Consider the following 19,969-nt stretch of genomic DNA (forward strand, 5'->3'; position numbering starts at 1 on the left):
TAGCAACGCTACAGCGCATTTCCGTGCCATTCCCGCGCTCCAAGCGTTCCTGGCACCGCTACAACACATTTCCGCACCATTCTCGCTCTCCAAGCGTTCCTAGCAACGCTACAGCGCATTTCCGTGCCATTCCCGCGCTCCAAGCACTCCTGACACCGCTACAACACATTTCCGCACCATTCTCGCTCTCCAAGCACTCCTGACACCGCTACAACACATTTCCGCGCCATTCCCGCGCTCCAAGCACTCCTGACACCGCTACAACACATTTCCGCACCATTCTCGCTCTCCAAGCGTTCCTAGCAACGCTACAGCGCATTTCCGCGCCATTCCCGCTCTCCAAGCACTCCTGACACCGCTACAACACCTTTCCGTGCCATTCCCGCTCTCTAAGCTTTCCTAGCACCGCTACAGCGCGCATTCCACCCAATCTCGCTCTCCAAGCACTCCTAGGCTTGAACCGCTCCGCCCCCTAATCAACAAAAAAAGAGACACTCGTCTTCAACGAATGTCCCTGCTTCTGCAAACCCTCTATTCTATCGTACGCCAAGCCCACCTATCCTTGCTCTACAGTACGCCTATCCTAACCTTGCTCTACCGTACGCCTATCCTAGCCTATCCTTGCTCAACCCGACTACCCCGTCCAAATTCCCGAGGCTTGCCGAAGCTCGCCGCAATGCGCCACCACACACCAAAATCTACGCCTGATGCAGCTTCTCATACTCATGCTCCAGAATGGAGTACTGGTGAGAGTCATGCCATTTGCCCTTATGGAACATATGCTCCCGCATATGACCCTCATAGGTCATGCCAAGCTTGCGCATCACGGTGGCGGAGCCGAGGTTCCCGGGGCGGCAGGTTGCATAGATGCGGTGAAGGCCTAGCTCCCGGAAGCCGTACCGCATCAGAGCGCCTGCAGCTTCCGTCGCATAGCCCTTGCCCCAATACCGCCGGTTAAAGCAATAGCCGATCTCGCCCTGTGACGAAGGTAAGGCGTATAATCCCGCACCGCCGATCAGCTTGCCGCTTTCCTTCAGCACGACAGCAAGCTCGTACGCTTCTCTCGGCAGCTGCGCCTGCATGCGAAGCATATGCACAATGAAGTCTACCGTGTCCGCCGCCGAGTTCGGCCCCCAGATCGTATGGGTCGTCACCTCAGGGTCTGACGCATATTCATGCACGGCTTCATGATCCTCATGCGTAAACTCCCTTAAGCACAATCGTTCCGTCTCCAACTGCATGTCACACCGCCTCCTCTAATCTGTTTTCGTTCAAGCAGCACTGCGTGGCTCAGCGAAAATGACTGTTATGAGAATGCGCAGCACTGCGTGGCTCAGCGAAAATGACTGTTATGAGAATCCGCAGCACTCCGTGGCTCAGCGAAAATGACTGTTATGAGAATGCGCAGTACTCCGTGGCTCTGCGAAGATGAATGTCATGAGAATGCCAGCACTGCTTCCCCTTATATCTCAACCCAAAACCGCTTCAGCACTTCGCCGTTATCCGTCGTAAAAAGGGAATCCAGCACGCCTCCTGCTCCGCGGATCGTCCGCTCCGAAGCCGTGTTGTCGTCATCGCAGACGATCAGCACACGGCTCAGTCCCATCGCTTTCGTAATCTTCAGCGCTTCCGCAAGCTGTACCGAAGCGTATCCTCTGCCGCGGCGCGAAGGACGAATGCCATAGCCGATATGCCCGCCGCTCTCCAGCAGCTTCCTATTAAGCCGATGGCGAATATTGACCGCCCCAACCACTTCCTCATCCTCGTTGATCAGCCAGTACGTCGAATGCGGCACAAAGGCGTCATCCTTCAACTTCTCCTCGCTGTCCGCCGAGCTCAAGAATGCCAAATAAGCTTCGAAGTCCTGCGGATCTTGAGCCGCCACCCAAGGCACGACGGCATCGGCACCCTCCGTCATCCAGTCTTCGTAAAAATCCAAATAAGCTTCACGATAAGCCATAGACGGCTCCACCAGTCTCAGATTGCCCATGCGGCATCCCTCTTTTCCATTTCCAGCATCAAGATAATGGACACTATTATATCGAGGCGGCTGCAACAATGCAACATCAATAAAGCCGTCCCCAGGTTCATCCAGAACCCAGGAACGGCTTTTCTTAACTATAACTTACTTCTGCTGCTTCAAATAATCATTATGGCGCTGCGCCATGCGAGCCAGCGTCTCATCGGCTGTCTGGTTCCCGAGGAAATACTTCTCGTACTCCTGCGCGCGCAAATCCATGACCTCCTGCGGCACGCTGCGCACGAATGTAGGCGTCTTGTCTTCGTACAATACATAGCGCAGTGAATCTACATCATACGTATCCGCCTTGTCGCCAAGCAGGCTTGTCAAAGCCGTCTCCTGGTCCACATCCTTTGATGCCGGCAAGCGTCCGCCCGCTGCCATCGGCGCCATGCCGCCGTCAGCGTACCATTTCAGAAACTCCCATGCCGCTTCCTGGTTTTTCGACTTGGCGTTAATCGAGATAAAGTCGCCTAGTCCGCCGCGAGTGACGAAGTCAGCCCCTGAATCGGACAGGCGCGGCACTGGCGCAAATGCAATTTTGAAATCGCGAGGGAAATCCGTTGTATTGTTCGAGCTGCGTATCAGCCATTCGCCGATATTGAGCATCGCCGCTTCGCCGCCAAGGAATACATTTTCCACCGGCATCTTCGAAGTCAGCTGCTCGCCGAGCAGCGGAGTCGTCTTATCTTCGCGCATCATGCCGTTCATCGTCTCCAGCCACTGCTTCACTACCGGATTCTCCAGATTGGAGCTGCCGTCTTCCTTCGTATATCCGGCTTTCACCAGTCCCGAATCCACCGGATCGATCAGCGGCTCCGTGTGCTGAACCAAGCCGTAATTGAAGTCCGCCTTAAGCGTCTTCGCATACTCGCGCATCTCATTCCAGGTCCATTCCTTCGGCACCGCAAGCCCCGCTTTATCAAGCGCATCCTTGTTCAAAGCTACGAAGAAGACGTTTTTCTTCGTTGGGATTCCGTAGTATTTGTCGTTCACCTTCCATGCGGCTGCATCAGCGCCCATCTTCTCGTCAATGTTGTAATCGGAGAATCCGCTCAGATCAAGCGCAACATTGGAGGCAATTCTCTTCTCCACCTGTGTCAGCGAGTAGTTGACGTACAGATCCACATCCTGGCCGGTGAGCAGAGCCGTATCCAGCTTCAGGTTGCCGTCGTCGTCATTGACGAACCGCACATACTCCACCTGGATATTCGGGTTTTCTTTATTCCAAGCATCCACCACAGCCTGCGGACCGGACTCCGGCGGCACGCCTCCCCACATCTTCAGCTTGACCGGCTTGGCGTCGCCGCCGCCTGTGTTCGAACTCTCCTGCGGCTTGCTTCCTTCATTGACCGGAGCGCTATTGCCCCCTTTATTGCCCGCACAGCCTGCCAGCAGACTGAGCACAACGACCAGCATGACTGATAACGTAAGCCACTTCCTATTCTTCATTCGGTTATCCCCCTTGGAAGTAATCGCAGTATCCTGCATGACCAGAATAGCAAGCCGCGGGCAGCCCTCATAAGTAACAATTCTGTTTTCTTCATGGAACAAAATCACTTAATTAAGCGCTTTCTTTTAGCCGCATATCATCTATTTGTTCTATCGCTTCGCCTCGGCATGGCGGTATTGGCTCGGGGTGATACCCGTATCCCGCTTAAAGATTTTAATAAAATAATTATCGTTGGCAAAGCCGACTCTCAGCCCGATCTCGTGGACCGGAAGCTCCGTTTCCTTAAGCAGCCGCTTCGCGTGGCTGACGCGCACCTCATGGACGTAATGGATAATGTTCCGGCTCGTCTTTTTCTTGAACAGGGCACTAACATAATTTTCGCCCATCATCACGTATTGCGACAACGATTTGACCGTAATATCCTGCGCGTAGTTTTGTTCGATATAGTCCAGTATTTTGTTCACTTCGGGATGCGCGGTCTGGGGCGTTGTCCGATCCGGCGGCAAGGTCTCGGCTCCTCCGGAAGCTGAAGCCGCTGAAGCCCCCTTCTCTTGCCCCAGCAAAGCCGTCAGCTCCTTGTTCATCTTCATCAGCGTCTCCCGCAGGTCATTCACGCTCATAGACAGCTTCAGGATATAGTTGGACGCTCCGTATTCCATGGCTTGCCGGATATATTCGAACTCGCCCATGCACGTCAGCATAATGAACTTGCTCCGCATCCCCGCTTCCTTCGCTTCCTTCAGCAGCTGGATACCGTCCATGCGGGGCATAACGATATCGGTCAGCACCAGATCGGGCGCATCCGCCTTCATTTTCTCCAGCGCTTCAACCCCATCCCCTGCTTCTCCGATAAGCTCGAATCCAAGCTCCTCCCAGCGAATCAGCTCCTTCACCGACTCCCGCACAAAAAACTCATCCTCTACCAGCAGCACCTTCCACATCTCTCGTCCCCTCCTTCTGCTAAGCGTTAAGCTTATTCCCTTCAGCCAGCGGCAAAGACGGCTCATCCCCCAGCTTGAACGGCTCCGAGAGCAGATACGGAATCGTCATGCGTACCAGCGTTCCCTGCTCCAGCTCTACAGTCTCCAGCTCCCCCTCTTCCTTATAAAGCAGCCGAAGCCTCTCCCGCACATTCGTCAGCCCGATACCCGGCCGAGTACGGTGCCGCTTGCTCATCAACGACTGCTGAATGCCGATGCCGTTGTCCTCCACTTCAAGCTCCAGCGCATTCCGCTCAGGCAGCATCCGAATCCGGATTCGAATACGCCCTCCCTCCGGCAATGCCGATACGCCGTGCTGGATCGCATTCTCCACCAAGGGCTGCAGGCTGAGCTTCGGCACCAGCGCATAATGCAAGCTATCATCATAATCATAGCGGACATCGAAACGATAATTATGGCGCACTTGCTGGATGTAGACGAACGCCTCGATCAGCTCCAGCTCGTTCCGCAGATGGATCAAATCCACTTCCGCATTCAGGCTAGTCTCCAGCAGTTTGCCAAGCGATACGCACATATCGGCAATATCCTTCTGCTCATGGCGCAGCGCAATCCACTTCATCGTGTTGAGCGTATTAAGCAGGAAGTGCGGATTCATCTGCGCCAGCAGCATCTGGAACCGGACGGCATCCTTCTGTCTCTGCTCCGCGCGCAGCTCCCCGATCATCCGGTCCATATCGCCAAGCATCCCGTTGAATGTACGTGTCAGATCAAGCACCTCACCGGCATATTTTCGTTCCGGAAGACGGATTTTGAAGTTTTTGGCGACGGCATCCTTCATCTTGTGCTGCAAATGGGTCAGCGGCCTGACAAAGGCATGAGTAATCAGGAAGGTCATAGCGATAAAAGCGGCTGTCAGCAAAAAGAACGTCATAAAGTATTTATTCTTGAGCTCATCCAGCTCGCCGAACAGCAGCGACAGCGGTATCCGGTTAATCATGTACCAATCTACCGAATCCATATAGCTATAGTTGATCAGGCTGTCCGTATCCGCATCGATAAAATAACCGTCATCCCGATTGCCCGTAATGCGTTCCATCACGGTGTCGGGAAGCGCCGCATCGCGCACGGAACGCGCCACCGTCTCCCCTTCCTGCGTCACTATGAAATAATCCTGATCCAGTCCCGACCCCGACACAGTCGATTGGAACCAGTAAGAGTAATCGATGCTTACCCGGGCTTTGCCGTACGGCGTCCCGTCCCGCTCCCGCAATATCGCATACAGCGACAGCAGATAGGGGCTGGTCGAGACATCGCGGAACACGTAGTTCTCCTCATTCGGCACCCAGCGGTACGGAACCGTATCCTTCTCTGCCAGCTCGAACCATGGATTGCCCCCGAGCTCCTCATAATTCAGCGACTTCTTGGGCTGATAGGATGTATAGACATGCCCGCGCAAATCGAGCAGCGAGAAATAGACAGACGGATTATAGAGGAAGAAGCTATTATTCAGGTTTTTGAACTTCTCTTCCATCAAGTCCTTATTATCCAGCACATCTCTGGACTCCGGATGCTTCAGCACATCCTTGACGGTAGAATCCTGCTCCAGAAATATAAGAGTTTTGAAGGCTATGCTCATTTGGTCCAGGAGCTGGCTATGCAGATTTTCAAGCTGGTCATGGCTCTGTTCGCTAATCTTCTCCTGCATCAAATCTTCAATCCGATGATAGTTGTAAAAATTCAGCAAGCCGAACGGCAGCAAAATGAGCAGCACAAACGCGACGAAGATCCGGTGCTTCAGCTTGGAAGGCAGCAGCCATCTTCCCCAACTCTTCATGCGAGCAGCTCCTTTAAGTCATAATCGTAAGCTCCTTCATTATAGCACCCTCGTGTCCAAGTTCGGCTTCCCTCCAAGAAATGCATCGAATTGTTGCCTCCCGGCTGCATTCCGAAATCTGCATGTGTAGATTTGTTCTATTGCGGACTGCCTTTTGACAAAATATGCAACTCAATTCAATCCAAAAACGTATTAATGATGTAACTTATTGGATTAGATGGAATCAAAGAGTAAATTCGAAAGGAGAACACAATGAAAAACTGGTTTAAAAAAGGGGCAGCAATCGCGGTCGCAACTTCGCTATTGGCAGGCTGCAGCTTTGGCGGCAACGAGGAGGAACCCGCTGCGCCGCAGGCGCTGAAGGTCATGTATCACAATGAGGACGGCTTCTACCGGGACTACGGCATGCTGTTCAGCACCGCCTATCCGGAGATCGAGATATCCGTTGTCTCGACAGGAAATCTCTATCGCGGCAATTCAGGCGAGGACGGCGAAGAATTCGATTACGAAAAGGCGAAGCAGGAACTGATTGAGAAAGAAAAGCCCGACATTCTGATGCTTAATTCCAGCGAATACGAAACGATGGCGCAAGAAGGCAAGTTCATCGACCTTGAGCCTTTTATTGCAAAAGATAAATTCGATACGTCCGGCATTGTGCCCGGCCTCATTGACTTCATGAAAGAAATTGGCGGCGGCCAGCTGTATGGTCTGCCTTCCGGCTTCAACAGCCAAGTCTTGTTCTACAACAAAGGGCTGTTCGACAAATTCAATATTCCTTATCCGACGGATAGCATGACGTGGAATGAAGTCATTCAATTGGCCAGACAATTCCCGACCGACGGCGAGAAGGATGAGCGAATCTACGGCCTGAAGGCCGGCTACAGCGGCAGCCTGAACGAGCTGTCGCAGATGATTGCCGGCTCTGAAGGGCTGAGCTACGTCAACCCTGCAACCAAGACGATGACGATCAATTCGGCGGGATGGAAGAACGCAGTTCAGACTGCCCACGACGCCATTAAGTCGGATGCATTATATTTTGAGTCGAGAAATCATATGAGCTACTCAGGCAGAAATGAATACTTATTAAATAACCCGTTCACCGGCAATCGTATCGCGATGTCGCTCGATTACAGCTATTTGATCCGTGAGCTTAAAGAGGCAGCAAATTACTACAGCAATGAAGAAGGCAAAGTCGCGAAGGATTGGGATATTGTGACGATCCCGGTCAGTCCGCAAATGCCGGATCAGAGCTCGGGCACATGGTACAGCAACATCTTCGCTATTTCCAAGGATGCTCCGAACGCTGACGCGGCGTGGAAGCTGATCTCCTACATCTCCGGCGAAGAACATGCGCGCGTCAAGTCGAAGGTGGCTTTCAACAATGGCTTCCCGATCCATACGAAGTACATCAAGGATGAAGAAGGACGCAACTTTGCAGCCTTCTACAAGCTGAAGCCAGTCAAGCCTGCGGTTAACTACATAGAGATGGAGAAGCTCCCGAAGCAATTCGGCGTTATATTCTACGCCGATATGGAAGAGCAATTCAAGGCAATCCAGGACGGCCATACATCTGTTGACGATGCGCTTGGGCTCCTCCAGGCGAAGGGCGAAGAGCTGCTTGCTCAGGAATCCATGACCGATGAAGAGGTCAACAAGTTATGGGAAGAGCGAAATGCTGAAATGATGAAGAAAATGCAAGAGGCTGCCGGGGAAGCTGGAGAAACCGTTACTATAAATTAAGATTCGAATAGCAAACGAGACATCCCCTGGCCTCCGGCCAGGGGATGTCTCGTTTTTCGTTGCTTTTATTCTACAACAACAGAGTTTACAGCAGGGCTGCCAGACTCTTGGGCATAGCGTTCTTCCCACAGCTTGTTGATTTCCTCGTCCGTCATCGACTCTTGGGCAAGCAGTTCCTCGCCTTTCGTATGCAAGGCCGCAAGCGCATCGTCTGCAGACTTGTTGCCGTCTTGAACAGCTTTGAATTCATCTTCCATGTAGGAGTAGAACATCATGCTGAACTGCTTCGGAAGCTTCTCCATTTCCTTGTAGTCCATCGTAGGTTTTGCAGGCTTCAGCTTATAGAAGGCTGCGTAATTGTGGCCCTCTTCATCCTTGATGTACTTCGTATGAATGGAGAATCCGTTGTTGTATGTCAGCTTCGACTTCACGCGCGCATGCTCTTCGCTGGAGATGTAAGAGATGAACTTCCACGCCGCGTCAGCATTGGTCGAATCCTTCGTAATGGCAAAAATGTTATTATACCATGCGCTGGTGCTTTGATCCGGCATTTGCGGGCTAACCGGAATGGTCACGATATCCCAATCCTTCACCACTTTGCCTTCATCCTTGCTGTAGTACTCCATCGCTTCCTTCATCTCGCGGATGTAGTAGCTGCCGTCAATCGTCATCGCCGCCCGGTTGCTTGTGAACGGGTTGCGCAGCAAATAATCATTGTAGTCGCCAGACCAGCCCATATTGTTCTGGTCTTCAAAATATAGCGCCTCAGACTTAATCGCATCATAAGCGGTCTGTACCGCATTCTTCCATCCCGCCGAATTGATCGTCATCGTCTTGGTTGCCGGATTGACATAGTTCAGTCCTTCGGCGCTCGCAATCATTTGGGCGAGGCCGCTCAGGCTGCTGTTGTAGCCGGCTTTGAGGCCATAGATACGGTCTTCCTTCTCACCGTCGGTCGGGAACTGTCTCGCCAGCTGAATAACCTCGTTCCAGGTCATGTTATCCGTCGGGTAAGAAATATTGAATTTATCGAACAGCGCTTTGTTGTAGAACAACACTTGGCTGCTGAAGCCGGAAGGCAGTCCGTACAGCTGGCCTCCGCCCATTTGTTTCATATAATCAATCATGCCCGGCACTAGACCGGCCGTGTCGAACTTGTCCTTGGCAATATAAGATTCGAGATCGATGAACTTGCCTTCCTGCGCCATCTTCTCGTACTCTGTCATATCAAGCATGACGATGTCCGGCTTTTCTTTATCGATCAGATCCTGCTTAGCCTTCTCATAGTCGACCTCTTCGCCATTCTCGCCAGAATTGCTGCGGTAGATGCTCTGAGTCGAGACAACCGTAATTTCAATCTCCGGATACAGTGTGCTGAACAGCATGCCGTACTCCTGGAAGAAGCCGCCCTCATCGTAATACATGACCTTCAGCGCCTGCGGCGTAGCAGAGCTGTCCTCTTTGCCGCCAAAGCTGCAGCCCGCCAGAAGCGTCGTTACGAGCACGACGGAAGCCGCTTTTTTGAACCAATTTTTCATTTCTTTTTCCTCTCCCCGTCTTTTTACTGACTCCCATGAAACCCAATATGTACCATAGACTATACGTTCTTAGGGTCAAAAATGTTGCAGATGCCATGATAATTTAAAATTTTTTTTCATAGTTGCGATTTTGCCCTTGTCCCGCTTAGTATAGAAGGGGTTTTTCCCCCTCTTAACTATAATCGGAAATCCTTTTTTAGTTGTAAACATGTTGTAAAAATGTTGTAAATATTTTCTTAAACTTTCTTAAGAAGTGGACTGCCTAATCATAGAAAAAAGAGCCGGTCACTTGAACCAGCCCTTCTCCTTGAATCTCGTAATGGCTTCGATCCGATTGCTCACGCCCAGCTTATCCAGAATGACGGAGATGTAATTGCGTACCGTCCCTGTTGTCAGAAAAAGCTCGCTTGCGATTTCCTTCGTATTTTTGCCGTCGGCCACCAGCCCCAGCACTTCCTTCTCCCGCTCCGTCAGAGGATTGTCGGAGCCGCCGCCGTATGCCTCGTCCATCAGCTCGGATGCGTAGACTCTCCGGCCGGATATGACGCTTCGGATGGAGCTGGCAAGCTCCTCGCTGGGACTGTCCTTCAGCAGATAACCGCTGACGCCCGCCTTGATCGCCCGCTCGAAGTAACCCGCCCTCGCGAAGGTCGTCAGGATGATGACCTTGCACGTGCCTCTCATCTCTTCCGCCGCTTCCAACCCGCTCTTCAGCGGCATCTCGATATCCATAATGCAAATATCCGGTTTATGCCGCTTCACCAGCGTAATCGCCTCTTCGCCATTCGAAGCGCGGCCTACTACCTTCATGTCGTCTTCCAGATCCAGAAGCGAAGCAAGCGCGCCGAGCAGCATCCGCTGATCCTCCGCTATGACTATGGTAATCATTCGCCCGCCTCCTTCGTTGGCCGCTTCACCACATGCGGCACTGTAATATGAAGCTCGGTCCCGCTGTCCGACCTTATGCTCATGCTGCCGTTCACGAATTCCAGCCGCTCCTTCATGCCGCGCAGCCCGTTGCCCCGATAGTACCCCGGCCGCACGGTCATGCCTATGCCGTCATCTGACACCATCACCGTAAAGTCGGTAGGCGTCGATATGAAGGCGATCATGCACCGCTTCGCCTTGCTGTGCTTTACGACATTGGTGACTGCTTCCTTCAGGCACATGCTCAGCACATTCTCCGTCAGCAGATTCGTATCATTCAACCGGTAATCTCCTTCTACGAGCAGCTCGATATCAGCGGCGCTCAATATTTGGGTAACCCGGTGCATCTCTTCATCGAGGCGGGCTCCTCTCATCTGAGTAACCATCTCGCGCACTTCCTTAAGCGCCGTACGCGCCGTCTGCTGCACGTCGCGTATCTCGGCCTGGGCCCGGGACGGATTCTTATGAATCAGCTTGCCCGCCAGATCGCTCTTAAGTCCGATGAGCGACAGCTTCTGGCCCAGCGTATCATGCAGATCGCGCGCAATCCGCTGGCGTTCCTCCTGCTTCACCAGCTCTGCAATCCTTTTGTTGGCGTCCTCCAGCTGGCCTTCCAGCTGGCCTTGCTTCTTCTGGCTATACGTATTGAACGGCAGCAGGATGACGACGATCAAGCTGATCAGAATAAACGGAAATTGCGTGAAGAACAGCTGATTTTGAGTCGCAAAGCCATAATTGACCGTGATAAACGTACTTGCCAGATGAATCGCGTATAAAGTAAAGAACCCTGCGCGGTTCTGAATATTGCCGATAAAAAAAGCGAGAAAGATCGAAAAGTACACATAGCTGAACAGAAGCGTCATCGCTATAGAAATAAGGATTTGCACACTTGTCCAGAAATAGACAAGCCATCCTTTGGAGACAAAGGACAGCCGGTAGCAAACAAAAAATAAAATGATCATGACAATGCCGGATACAACCTCCGGCGTGGATGACGATCGGAATATAAAGTAGAACGGCAAGATGCAGAAGACGACCCATACGTACGGGCTCAGTCCTGTATTGCGGTGAAAGATTTGGTACCACTTGTTCATCTGCGCTCACCCTCTGCCCTGCGGCTCATGCCGCCTGTCTTTGCCATTATTGTAGCATACTCCGCATCAGCTTGCCTTGCGGGGATTGCCTGCCGCTGCCGCTGTCCGGCCTGGCGATGCCAGATTGCGCAGGCGATCCTTCACCGCGCGGAAGCTGACGAATCGCTTGCTCTCCTCGTCCCACAGCCGGAACTTGAGCGACTCCAGGCTTTGGAGAATCGTAATCGTTGTTGCTTTATGAAGGGGCGGCACAGCGTCATGCGCCGACTCCAGATAATAGTTCGGAACTTTCGGGCTCAGATGGTGCACATGGTGGAAGCCGATATTGCCGGTCAGCCACTGGAACAGCTTCGGCAGCTTGTAGTACGAGCTGCCGTCTACCGCAGCTTTCACATAGCTCCATTCTTCCTCATTCTCGAAGTACGAGTCCTCGAATTGATGCTGTACATAGAACAGCCATACGCCCAGCACGCCGGACAGATAGAAGACCGGTCCTTGCACAAGCAGCATCGCTTCCCAGCCGATCGCCCAAGTAAGCAGCGCGTATGTCACTACGATCAGAGCGTTCATCAAGTAAGTATTCATGCGCTCCTTGCGCCTTGCACCCTTGCGGTTGAAGCGGTACTGGAACAGAAACACGTAAATCGGGCCCAGACCGAACATGATGAACGGATTGCGGTACAGCCGGTAAGCCAGCTTCTGCAGCTTGGATGACGACGCGTATTCCTCCACGGTCAAGATCCACAGATCGCCGACTCCACGCTTGTCGAGATTGCTGCTTGTCGCATGGTGAATAGCATGCGAATTTTTCCATTGCTGATAAGGCACCATCGTGATGACACCCGTAATAATCCCCATGATATCGTTGGCACGCTTGCTCTTGAAGAATGAGCCATGGCAGCAGTCATGGAAGATGATGAATGTTCGAATAACAAAAAACGAAGTGGCTACGCCAAAAGCCAGCGTCAGCCAATAGGATATGGACAAGCTCCAATAAGCGGCGTACCATAAGGCAACCAGCGGGAGCAGCGTATTAAACAATTGTCTTATGCTTACAGAAAGCTCGGTACGCTCGTATGGCGCTACGCTTTTCTTTAATTGCAATTGCTTGTGATGATCAGCCATGTTGACGTCCTCCTCGAATATCCAAATGAGCGGGAGGAACTGCCTTCTCCGGCTCTTACTTCCTCTATTGTAGGGGAAGCGCATACCGGCTCCTAGTCATAAACGTCAAGTCGCCTATATGACATTTGTCATATAGGCGGCTTGCGCATCATGTATGGATACAACAGAATAAGGCCTGCTATGTACAAGAACACCGCCACAAATGCGGGAAGAAGATGCATGAAATCAACGTAGCCAATTCCGAAATGAACCGACAGTCCGGCATAGAATCCAGGCGCTCCTCCGATTAAGAGCGTCCACCATAACCAGCGCTCGCCTTGGCCGATTCCCCATAAGGCAATGATGAGTATGGCAATGGCATCGCAGAGCAGCGCTCCCCCGAAGCCCGCACGGTCATGGGCGATCAGCGAGATCAGCTTCGGATTCACAGCATTCAGCTGATCCGGCGTCGTGCCGAGGAAAGCCAGATCCGCCTTCACGAATACATTCGTTACGCCGACACCGGCAATTGCGATGCCGCCGGCTGCAAGCGCAAAGCCTAAAGCAACGAAGCAAAGCTGTCCCCACATCGCCAGCTTCCACGCCCGGTCATTACGCAGATTGACCGGCTTCAGATTCGGCCTGTCCGTATGACCTCTTAGCGAGAAGATGAACATGGGCAGCAGCACGGCAGCAGCTAGCGCATGGAGCGGGTCGAAATAACCGTAGCCCAGGTAGAGAAAAAAGCTGGAGAAGCCCACTATGCAAGAGGATACGATAGCCGTACGCGCCCAGTGCTGGCCATAACGCAAGCCATGCCTCGCAAGCTGATAGTAGATAATGCCAATCGAGATCATCGTCCCTGCCAGCGTAATCCGGTCATGGGACATAAAGTGGAGCAGATGATGGTTCACATGATGAATATCTGAGATGGCCATTCCGAGAAAGCGGGTATCGTAGGTGAGCAGCACCTCTGTCGCCCCGATCCACCAGGCCAGCAGCCCGCCAATAATCATGCCAATCCCAAGCAAGCACATCCACCCCCAATTGCGCCAGAAGGAAATCGGCTCGGGCGGCGGTTCCTTGCGAACCGTCTCATAGATGACCGCTTCGTTAATCCGCTTCGGCAAGCCAGGGCCGGAATGAACAAGTCCGCTATGCAGCATGATCAGGTCCGCTCCTGCCTCCAGCAGCCGCAGCGCATCCAGCGGCTCATGAACGCCTCCGCCGGCTTTGATGATAAAGCCATCCCCCATCCGCTCGCGAAGCAGCACCGTCTTGCCCAGCGATGCCTCCAGGCCCGTCTTGCCTACGGCAGCCAGCCTGGGAGGACTGCCGTTCCGCACTCCCGCCCTCGCTATCTGGCTGTCCGCTGGGATAATATGATCCAGCCAAGCTTCCCCGATGACAGCGCCTTGCCACTCTATATCTATGGTGCAATCCAGCCATTCGCTCAGCCGGTCATCGGGCAGCGACAGAGGGACGTATACATACAGCGGCAGTCCTGCAGGCATGCTTAGGCCTGCCAGGCCCTTCCCTATCTGCAATACATGCTCCCACGGCTGATTGCCTGAAGCGATATCGAGATAAAATCCGGCCGCTCCTGCCTCGCCCAGCGTCTCTATCATCCGTCTAATTTGATCCAGCGCCTCAACCGGCGATGCATCCGGCATCGGAGCCAGGCGCGCGAATTGGGGCAGCCCATGCCCCTTGCGCGATATCCGCCCGGCGATTGCGGTGAGTCCGTCATTTTCGAAGTAGTCGGGATAATAGATCATCTCGCCTCTGAGATCATTCCTTATCGGATCATCGCTTCGAATCGCGTCGACCGTTACAGGTCCCAGCTCCATAAAGCCGGGCCCGAACTGCGCAAGCGCCTTATGTGCCGCACCCGAAGGATCAACGCCGCCCGATACGCCGATAGGCGAAAGAAGCGTCAAGCCTGCCGCTTGACGCTTCAATATCGGGGACAGCTCCATATGGCCAAGCGTCCGGATGACGAACGAGCCGCCGGGCAGGCGGCTGATCATCCCCATCGCCCCTAGCGTGAATGACCGGCTGACGCGAGACGGCAGCCGGGACAACAGCGGTCGGAATATGGTTTGATAAGACCAATCCGGCATGCGTGCAGCTCTCCCCTTCCCTAAGCTTTGCCTTTAATCTTCGGCAAGCTTATTAGATTGCCCAAGCTCCCTTGCGGAAGACCGGTACGACTGTGCCGTCAGCCTGAATGCCGTCGATATCCATCTCGGCAGAGCCGATCATAAAGTCGTTATGCGTAATGCTGGAGTTGACGCCATGAGCTTCAAGCTCCTCCGGCGACATCGTCTTGCCGCCTTCTACGTTGAACGCATAGCCGCTGCCGATGGCCAAGTGGTTGGACGCATTTTCGTCGAAGAGCGTATTGTAGAACAGGATGCCGGACTGGGAGATAGGGGACTCGTGAGGCACCAAAGCTACCTCGCCCAAATATTTGGCGCCATCGTCCACATCAACCAGCTTCTGCAGAATCTCTTCCCCTTCCTCTGCCTCCACCTTCACGACGCGTCCGTTCTCGAACGTCAGCTTGAAGCGGTCGATAATGTTGCCGCCATAGCTAAGCGGCTTCGTGCTGGATACATATCCGTTCGTGCCTGTCTTCACAGGAACAGTAAATACTTCCTCCGTCGGCATATTCGCCATGAAGGAGAAGCCCTTCTCGTTCGTGCTGCCTGCCGCTACCCAGATATGCTTCTCATGCAGCTCGATTGTCAGGTCCGTGCCAGGCGCTGTGTAATGAAGCTTCTGGAAGCGGTGCGCGTTCAGCGTCTCGGCCTTCTGATGCAGTGTATCGTTATGCTTCACCCATGCTTGCACCGGATCGGCATCATGCAGACGGACGGAATCGAAAATCGCTTTCCAGAGCAAATCCACCGCTTCGCTTTCAGATACGTCAGGGAATACTTTTTTGGCCCATTCCGCGCCTGCCGCAGCTACGACCGTCCAGCTTACTTTATCCGATTGAATCGCTCTGCGGAATTCACGCAGGCCTTGGCCGGATGCCTTCTGGAATGCGGAGATGCGCTCCGACGGAATGCCTTTAAGCAGATCAGGGCTGGAAGCCGTGATCGAGATGAACGCCGCTCCGCGATTCACGAAGTCATTGCGCTTCGCTGTCTCCCACTCCGGGAAGTTGCTGAACACATCGTCCGCAGCTTTCTCGTATTTCAGACGGGACAGCTGGTCATCCGCCCATTCCACATGGACATTGGAAGCTCCCGCTTCATAAGCCTTCGCAGCCACAAGCCGCACAAGCGGCGCGATCTCGATGGAGGCGCCGTTAATGTATACCTCTTGCCCCTGCTGAATGTTAACGCCGGTGCGAACGATCAGCTCGGCATATTTCTCAAAGTACTGCTCCATATTTGTGCTCATATGTACATCTCCTCTATCAACAAAATAATGGATTCGGCATGCGCCTATCCTTAATTTATGCACGATTCCAGTATACCACTCGGAGCGCCTCGATTTCATCCATGATCATCTTTCTTAGCGCGGACGGCTCCAGCGCTTCCATGCCCGCTCCGTAGCTAATCATAATCTGGCAAGCCGACTCCAGCGTCTCGAATTCGACTCGGGCCCTCACCCATTCTCCGCCTGCAGTGCCATCCTCTTCTTGATGAACAGACAGGACATACCTCTCTGAATTCAACTGGCGAAGAAGGCTGCGCTTCATCCTGACCAATGCCGGATAACGCGGCAGCTGGTCCTTGAATTCCGCCAAGGAGCGCTCCCAATATTCCGCGAGAATGAAGCCTTCCGGCGGGCGGAATCCGCCTGGCAGCAGCTCTGCAGACCGAAGCCTCGATACGCGGAAGGTTCTGATCTCATCCTCTTCCGTCAAGGCTGCGACGTACCAGACATTCCGCTTCGCCACCAATCCCAGCGGCCTGATCATGCGTTCATATACTGCACCTTCGCGCTCATAGGCGATATGCAGTTCCCGTTCTTCCCAGACCGCTTCCTGCACAACCGGCAAGAGCGGATGCTGCACCTTGCCGAATTTCTCCGCATGCCAGCCCGCTCCGTCGATATGAATCTTGCTGCGGACCAGTTCGGCATTCTGCCTCGCCGCATCTGTCGTCGCCGCCAGCAGCTTCCGAAGCCCCGCCTCCAGCGATTGCCGCTGCCCCAGATCGCCAAGCGCTTCCCCTTGGCTGGACAGCAGCAAAGCCGTAAGCTCATCCGCATGCAGACCTGTCAGGCTAGCCCGATATCCTGGCGTCAGCAGCCAGCCTCCTTGCGGACCGCGCTCCGCATACACGGGCACGCCCGCGCTGCTCAGCTCCTCCATATCACGCAGAACGGTCCGCTCAGTGACCTCCAGCCGTTCCGCAAGCTGCTTCGATGTCAGCTTCCCCTCGGACTGCAGCAGCAATACAATAGAAACCAGCCTTCCTGCACGCATCCTCTTCACCCTCTGTCCAATGATTGTCGTCTGCTTTTATTTTATCATGTTTATATGACAAGGGATGTCGTATACAGCCGCTATGCTTAAAGAGAAGCATGCGGATACTATATTGAGAGCGAAGGAGCTGGACAAATGATGTCAACCAACAAACCGCTGAAAGGAAAAATCGCCGTTGTGGCCGGGGCTACCAGAGGGGCGGGCAGAGGCATCGCCGTCAGCCTGGGCGAAGCGGGCGCAACCGTGTACTGTACGGGACGCAGCATAGCCGGAAGCCCGTCAGATCTGAACCGGAGCGAGACGGTGCAGGAAACGGCGCAGCTCGTCACCGAAGCGGGAGGCAACGGCATCGCCGTTCGCGTCGACCATACGAATGAAGCCGATGTGGCGGCGCTGTTCGAGCAGATCAAGCGCGAGCAGAACGGGCAGCTGGATGTGCTCGTGAACAATGTTTGGGGAGGCGAGAAGCTGGTGGATTGGGACGCGCGATTCTGGAAGCATTCGCTCGCGAACGGCCTCCTTATTCAGGAGAGAGCCGTGAAGGCGCATCTCATCACCAGCTATTACGGCGCTCCTCTTATGCTTGAGCAGGGATCAGGCCTTGTTGTCGAGATTACCGACGGGATCGATTACCGGTACCGGGGCAATCTATTCTACAGCCTTGCCAAAATCTCGTCGATCCATCTGGCAGAAGCCATGGCCGCGGAGCTGAAGCCGCATGGCGTGTCCGCTGTCGCTGTGACGCCAGGCTTCCTCCGCTCCGAGGAGATGCTGGAGCATTACGGCGTGGCAGAAACCAACTGGCAGGACGCCGTTGGGAGCGGCAAACCGAACGCTGAGCACTTCGGGCAGTCGGAGACGCCCCGCTTCATTGGCAGAGGCATCGCGGCGCTGGCAGCCGATCCGGATTATGCGGCGAAGAGCGGCGCCGTGCTGGCGAGCTGGGATTTGTCGGACCTGTACGGCATTATGGACATCGACGGCCGATACCCGCATTGGGGACGCTATGCGAAGGAGCGCGGCTTTCTATAAGCCTTCATAGAATTGGCTGCGCATGACGCGAGAAGCCTCCAGAACCACCATGAACGTGGGCTGGAGGCTTCTTCTATGCGTCGCCTTATCCGTTCACGATCTCTCCGCCGTTAATATGCAGGATCTGGCCTGTCATATAGCTGGAATCTTCGCATGCAAGATAGACATAGGCTGCCGCCAGTTCATGGGGCTGGCCGGGCCTGCCCATCGGCGTATCCGAGCCGAAGGTCGACACCGCCTGCTGATCGAAGGAAGCCGGGATAAGCGGCGTCCAGATCGGTCCGGGAGCAACGCCGTTGACGCGTATGCCTTGTCCTGCGAGATTGGCCGCGAGCGCGCGAGTGAACGATACGACAGCACCCTTCGTCGAGGAGTAGTCGATCAGCGTCGGGTTGCCTTTGTATGCCGTGATCGAAGCGGTATTAATGATCGTGCCGCCTTGCTTGAGATGAGGCATAGCCGCAATCGTCACATGGAACATGCCGAATACATTGGTGCGGAACGTCGCTTCAAGCTGCCTTGGCGTAATATCCTCCAGCTTCTGGCGCACATGCTGCTCTGCCGCATTGTTCACCAGAATGTCCAGCTTGCCGTGGGCTTCGATAGCTGCGCGGATGAGCCCTTGCCCGAACGTCTCGGATCCGATATCGCCCGCTACAAGCTTGCATTTCACGCCATGCTGCTCCACAATCTCCTTCGTCCGGTTGGCATCGTCATGCTCGTCCTTATAAGCAATGACAAGCGATGCGCCTTCCTTCGCGTAAGCAACTGCGACCGCCCGGCCTATACCGCTGTCCCCGCCTGTAATGACCGCAACCTTGCCCTCCAGCTTGCCTGCCGCCTTGTACTGATTCGTCTCGAAGATCGGCTGCGGGCTCATATCCGCTTCAATGCCGGGCTGTCTCTCCTGATTTTGAGGCGGGAACACTTGCTTCTTCTCATTGGAGTTCGCCATTCTTACCCTCTCCTTTACTTTGCAATATGATAAAAAATTTCGTCCATCTCGCGCCGGAGCAGCCTTTCAATCTCCGCCTGCTCGCCTTCGCTTAACGAGTCCTTCGTATACCCGAACAAATAATTGTTCAGATCGAACTGCTTCAGCCTGCATTTCGTATGGAACGTATTTTCCTGATAGATGTTCACGTCAATCATGTCGTAGAGCCTGCTCTGCTCCTCCGGGATATAATTCTGGATCGAGTTGATCTCATGGTCGATGAACAGCATGTTGCCATCGATATCCCGGGTAAAGCCGCGCACCCTGTAATCGATCATCATAATATCCGTGTCGAAGGAATGAATCAGGTAGCGCAGCGCCTTCAGCGGCGATATCTCCCCGCATGTCGATACGTCGATATCCGCGCGGAACGTGCTGATCCCTTCGCTCGGATGGTACTCGGGGTACGTATGCACCGTAATATGGCTCTTGTCCAGCGCCATGACGACAGTGGAGGGGAGCGGACCCGGGGTCTCCTCGAAGGAGTCGATCGGCACTTCCACGACAGGCCCTTCGGATACGAGAAGCGTTACGCTCGCCCCTTGCGGCACATAATCCTGCTTCGCCGTATTGAGCACATGGGCGCCGATCATATCCGCCACATGATTCAATATCGAGGTGAGCCTGTCCGAATTGTATTGCTCGTCGATATAAGCGATGTACGCCTCCCGCTCGTCCTTCGTCTTCGTGTAGCAGATGTCATACATATTGAAGCTCAGCGATTTCGTCAGATTGTTGAAGCCATGCAGCTGAATCCGCTGCTCCGGCGTCAGTTTCACTTGGGAGCACCTCTTTTCCATACCTACTATTTCCTTTTACCCCCCTGCCAATTCCATGAATCTGCC

At 53.9% G+C, this 19,969-nt stretch carries 16 protein-coding genes; 2 read left to right on the top strand and 14 right to left on the bottom strand.

Annotation, left to right across the window (positions count from 1 at the left end):
• Positions 1 to 698: 698 nt before the first annotated feature.
• The 5 genes from D3P09_RS14770 to D3P09_RS14790 all read right to left on the bottom strand — a co-directional run bounded on the left by D3P09_RS14770 (position 699) and on the right by D3P09_RS14790 (position 6,248).
• Positions 699 to 1,241: a GNAT family N-acetyltransferase gene (locus D3P09_RS14770; protein WP_120111438.1), complete on the bottom strand. Its 543-nt coding sequence runs from the start codon at positions 1,239 to 1,241 to the stop codon at positions 699 to 701.
• A gap of 221 nt (positions 1,242 to 1,462) precedes the next feature.
• On the bottom strand, positions 1,463 to 1,990 hold the full coding sequence (locus tag D3P09_RS14775; protein ID WP_120111441.1) for a GNAT family N-acetyltransferase: 528 nt from the start codon (positions 1,988 to 1,990) through the stop codon (positions 1,463 to 1,465).
• Positions 1,991 to 2,125: 135 nt separating this feature from the next.
• Entirely contained in the window at positions 2,126 to 3,472 is a 1,347-nt protein-coding gene (locus D3P09_RS14780; RefSeq protein WP_120112473.1) for an ABC transporter substrate-binding protein, read from the bottom strand.
• A 150-nt stretch (positions 3,473 to 3,622) separates the two neighbouring features.
• Positions 3,623 to 4,414 carry a response regulator gene (locus D3P09_RS14785; RefSeq protein ID WP_120111443.1) on the bottom strand — a complete coding sequence of 264 codons (792 nt, stop codon included), beginning with the start codon at positions 4,412 to 4,414 and terminating at the stop codon, positions 3,623 to 3,625.
• Between the two features lie 19 nt (positions 4,415 to 4,433).
• Positions 4,434 to 6,248 (bottom strand): cache domain-containing sensor histidine kinase, encoded by a 1,815-nt coding sequence (locus D3P09_RS14790; RefSeq protein WP_120111446.1) that lies wholly within the window; start codon positions 6,246 to 6,248, stop codon positions 4,434 to 4,436.
• Positions 6,249 to 6,500: 252 nt separating this feature from the next.
• Between D3P09_RS14790 and D3P09_RS14795 the strand changes: the two genes are divergently transcribed.
• Positions 6,501 to 7,988 (top strand): ABC transporter substrate-binding protein, encoded by a 1,488-nt coding sequence (locus D3P09_RS14795; protein WP_120111449.1) that lies wholly within the window; start codon positions 6,501 to 6,503, stop codon positions 7,986 to 7,988.
• A gap of 65 nt (positions 7,989 to 8,053) precedes the next feature.
• Here D3P09_RS14795 and D3P09_RS14800 read toward each other — a convergent pair whose 3' ends face one another.
• From D3P09_RS14800 to D3P09_RS14830, 7 genes are all read right to left on the bottom strand, one after another.
• Complete coding sequence (locus D3P09_RS14800; protein WP_120111451.1) at positions 8,054 to 9,526, bottom strand: ABC transporter substrate-binding protein; 1,473 nt, start codon at positions 9,524 to 9,526, stop codon at positions 8,054 to 8,056.
• 285 nt (positions 9,527 to 9,811) lie between these two features.
• Complete coding sequence (locus D3P09_RS14805) at positions 9,812 to 10,414, bottom strand: response regulator transcription factor (protein ID WP_120111453.1); 603 nt, start codon at positions 10,412 to 10,414, stop codon at positions 9,812 to 9,814.
• Positions 10,411 to 11,547: a sensor histidine kinase gene (locus D3P09_RS14810; protein ID WP_120111456.1), complete on the bottom strand. Its 1,137-nt coding sequence runs from the start codon at positions 11,545 to 11,547 to the stop codon at positions 10,411 to 10,413. The genes D3P09_RS14805 and D3P09_RS14810 overlap by 4 nt, the downstream gene beginning before the upstream one ends.
• A gap of 66 nt (positions 11,548 to 11,613) precedes the next feature.
• A complete protein-coding gene (gene desA, locus D3P09_RS14815; RefSeq protein ID WP_120111458.1) occupies positions 11,614 to 12,672 on the bottom strand; it encodes a Delta(5) desaturase DesA in 1,059 nt (352 codons plus the stop codon).
• Positions 12,673 to 12,800: 128 nt separating this feature from the next.
• Positions 12,801 to 14,774, bottom strand: coding sequence for a dihydroorotate dehydrogenase (locus D3P09_RS14820; protein WP_120111461.1), 1,974 nt, complete (start codon positions 14,772 to 14,774; stop codon positions 12,801 to 12,803).
• 52 nt (positions 14,775 to 14,826) lie between these two features.
• A complete protein-coding gene (locus D3P09_RS14825) occupies positions 14,827 to 16,065 on the bottom strand; it encodes an aminopeptidase (protein WP_120111464.1) in 1,239 nt (412 codons plus the stop codon).
• Positions 16,066 to 16,120: 55 nt separating this feature from the next.
• Positions 16,121 to 17,098 (bottom strand): helix-turn-helix transcriptional regulator, encoded by a 978-nt coding sequence (locus D3P09_RS14830; RefSeq protein ID WP_120111467.1) that lies wholly within the window; start codon positions 17,096 to 17,098, stop codon positions 16,121 to 16,123.
• Positions 17,099 to 17,233: 135 nt separating this feature from the next.
• Here D3P09_RS14830 and D3P09_RS14835 point away from each other — a divergent pair, with 135 nt between their 5' ends.
• Positions 17,234 to 18,130: an SDR family oxidoreductase gene (locus D3P09_RS14835; RefSeq protein ID WP_424452442.1), complete on the top strand. Its 897-nt coding sequence runs from the start codon at positions 17,234 to 17,236 to the stop codon at positions 18,128 to 18,130.
• An 85-nt stretch (positions 18,131 to 18,215) separates the two neighbouring features.
• On the opposite strand, the gene D3P09_RS14840 is transcribed toward D3P09_RS14835, so the two are convergent.
• Both D3P09_RS14840 and speD read right to left on the bottom strand, forming a co-directional pair.
• Positions 18,216 to 19,085 (bottom strand): SDR family oxidoreductase, encoded by an 870-nt coding sequence (locus D3P09_RS14840; RefSeq protein WP_120111470.1) that lies wholly within the window; start codon positions 19,083 to 19,085, stop codon positions 18,216 to 18,218.
• Between the two features lie 14 nt (positions 19,086 to 19,099).
• Complete coding sequence (gene speD / locus D3P09_RS14845) at positions 19,100 to 19,903, bottom strand: adenosylmethionine decarboxylase (protein WP_120111473.1); 804 nt, start codon at positions 19,901 to 19,903, stop codon at positions 19,100 to 19,102.
• Between the last annotated feature and the right edge of the window lie 66 nt (positions 19,904 to 19,969).

The sequence above is a fragment of the Paenibacillus pinisoli genome (genome assembly GCF_003605435.1).
Classification (GTDB): domain Bacteria; phylum Bacillota; class Bacilli; order Paenibacillales; family Paenibacillaceae; genus Pristimantibacillus; species Pristimantibacillus pinisoli.

Coding starts and splice junctions, on each gene's coding strand:
- D3P09_RS14830 (WP_120111467.1), bottom strand. CDS start 17,098: ATGCGTGCAGGAAGGCTGGTTTCTATTGTATTGCTGCTGCAGTCCGAG.
- D3P09_RS14795 (WP_120111449.1), top strand. CDS start 6,501: ATGAAAAACTGGTTTAAAAAAGGGGCAGCAATCGCGGTCGCAACTTCG.
- D3P09_RS14770 (WP_120111438.1), bottom strand. CDS start 1,241: ATGCAGTTGGAGACGGAACGATTGTGCTTAAGGGAGTTTACGCATGAG.
- D3P09_RS14775 (WP_120111441.1), bottom strand. CDS start 1,990: ATGGGCAATCTGAGACTGGTGGAGCCGTCTATGGCTTATCGTGAAGCT.
- D3P09_RS14800 (WP_120111451.1), bottom strand. CDS start 9,526: ATGAAAAATTGGTTCAAAAAAGCGGCTTCCGTCGTGCTCGTAACGACG.
- D3P09_RS14840 (WP_120111470.1), bottom strand. CDS start 19,085: ATGGCGAACTCCAATGAGAAGAAGCAAGTGTTCCCGCCTCAAAATCAG.
- D3P09_RS14810 (WP_120111456.1), bottom strand. CDS start 11,547: ATGAACAAGTGGTACCAAATCTTTCACCGCAATACAGGACTGAGCCCG.
- D3P09_RS14780 (WP_120112473.1), bottom strand. CDS start 3,472: ATGAAGAATAGGAAGTGGCTTACGTTATCAGTCATGCTGGTCGTTGTG.
- D3P09_RS14825 (WP_120111464.1), bottom strand. CDS start 16,065: ATGAGCACAAATATGGAGCAGTACTTTGAGAAATATGCCGAGCTGATC.
- desA (WP_120111458.1), bottom strand. CDS start 12,672: ATGGCTGATCATCACAAGCAATTGCAATTAAAGAAAAGCGTAGCGCCA.
- D3P09_RS14835 (WP_424452442.1), top strand. CDS start 17,234: ATGATGTCAACCAACAAACCGCTGAAAGGAAAAATCGCCGTTGTGGCC.
- D3P09_RS14790 (WP_120111446.1), bottom strand. CDS start 6,248: ATGAAGAGTTGGGGAAGATGGCTGCTGCCTTCCAAGCTGAAGCACCGG.
- D3P09_RS14805 (WP_120111453.1), bottom strand. CDS start 10,414: ATGATTACCATAGTCATAGCGGAGGATCAGCGGATGCTGCTCGGCGCG.
- D3P09_RS14785 (WP_120111443.1), bottom strand. CDS start 4,414: ATGTGGAAGGTGCTGCTGGTAGAGGATGAGTTTTTTGTGCGGGAGTCG.
- D3P09_RS14820 (WP_120111461.1), bottom strand. CDS start 14,774: ATGCCGGATTGGTCTTATCAAACCATATTCCGACCGCTGTTGTCCCGG.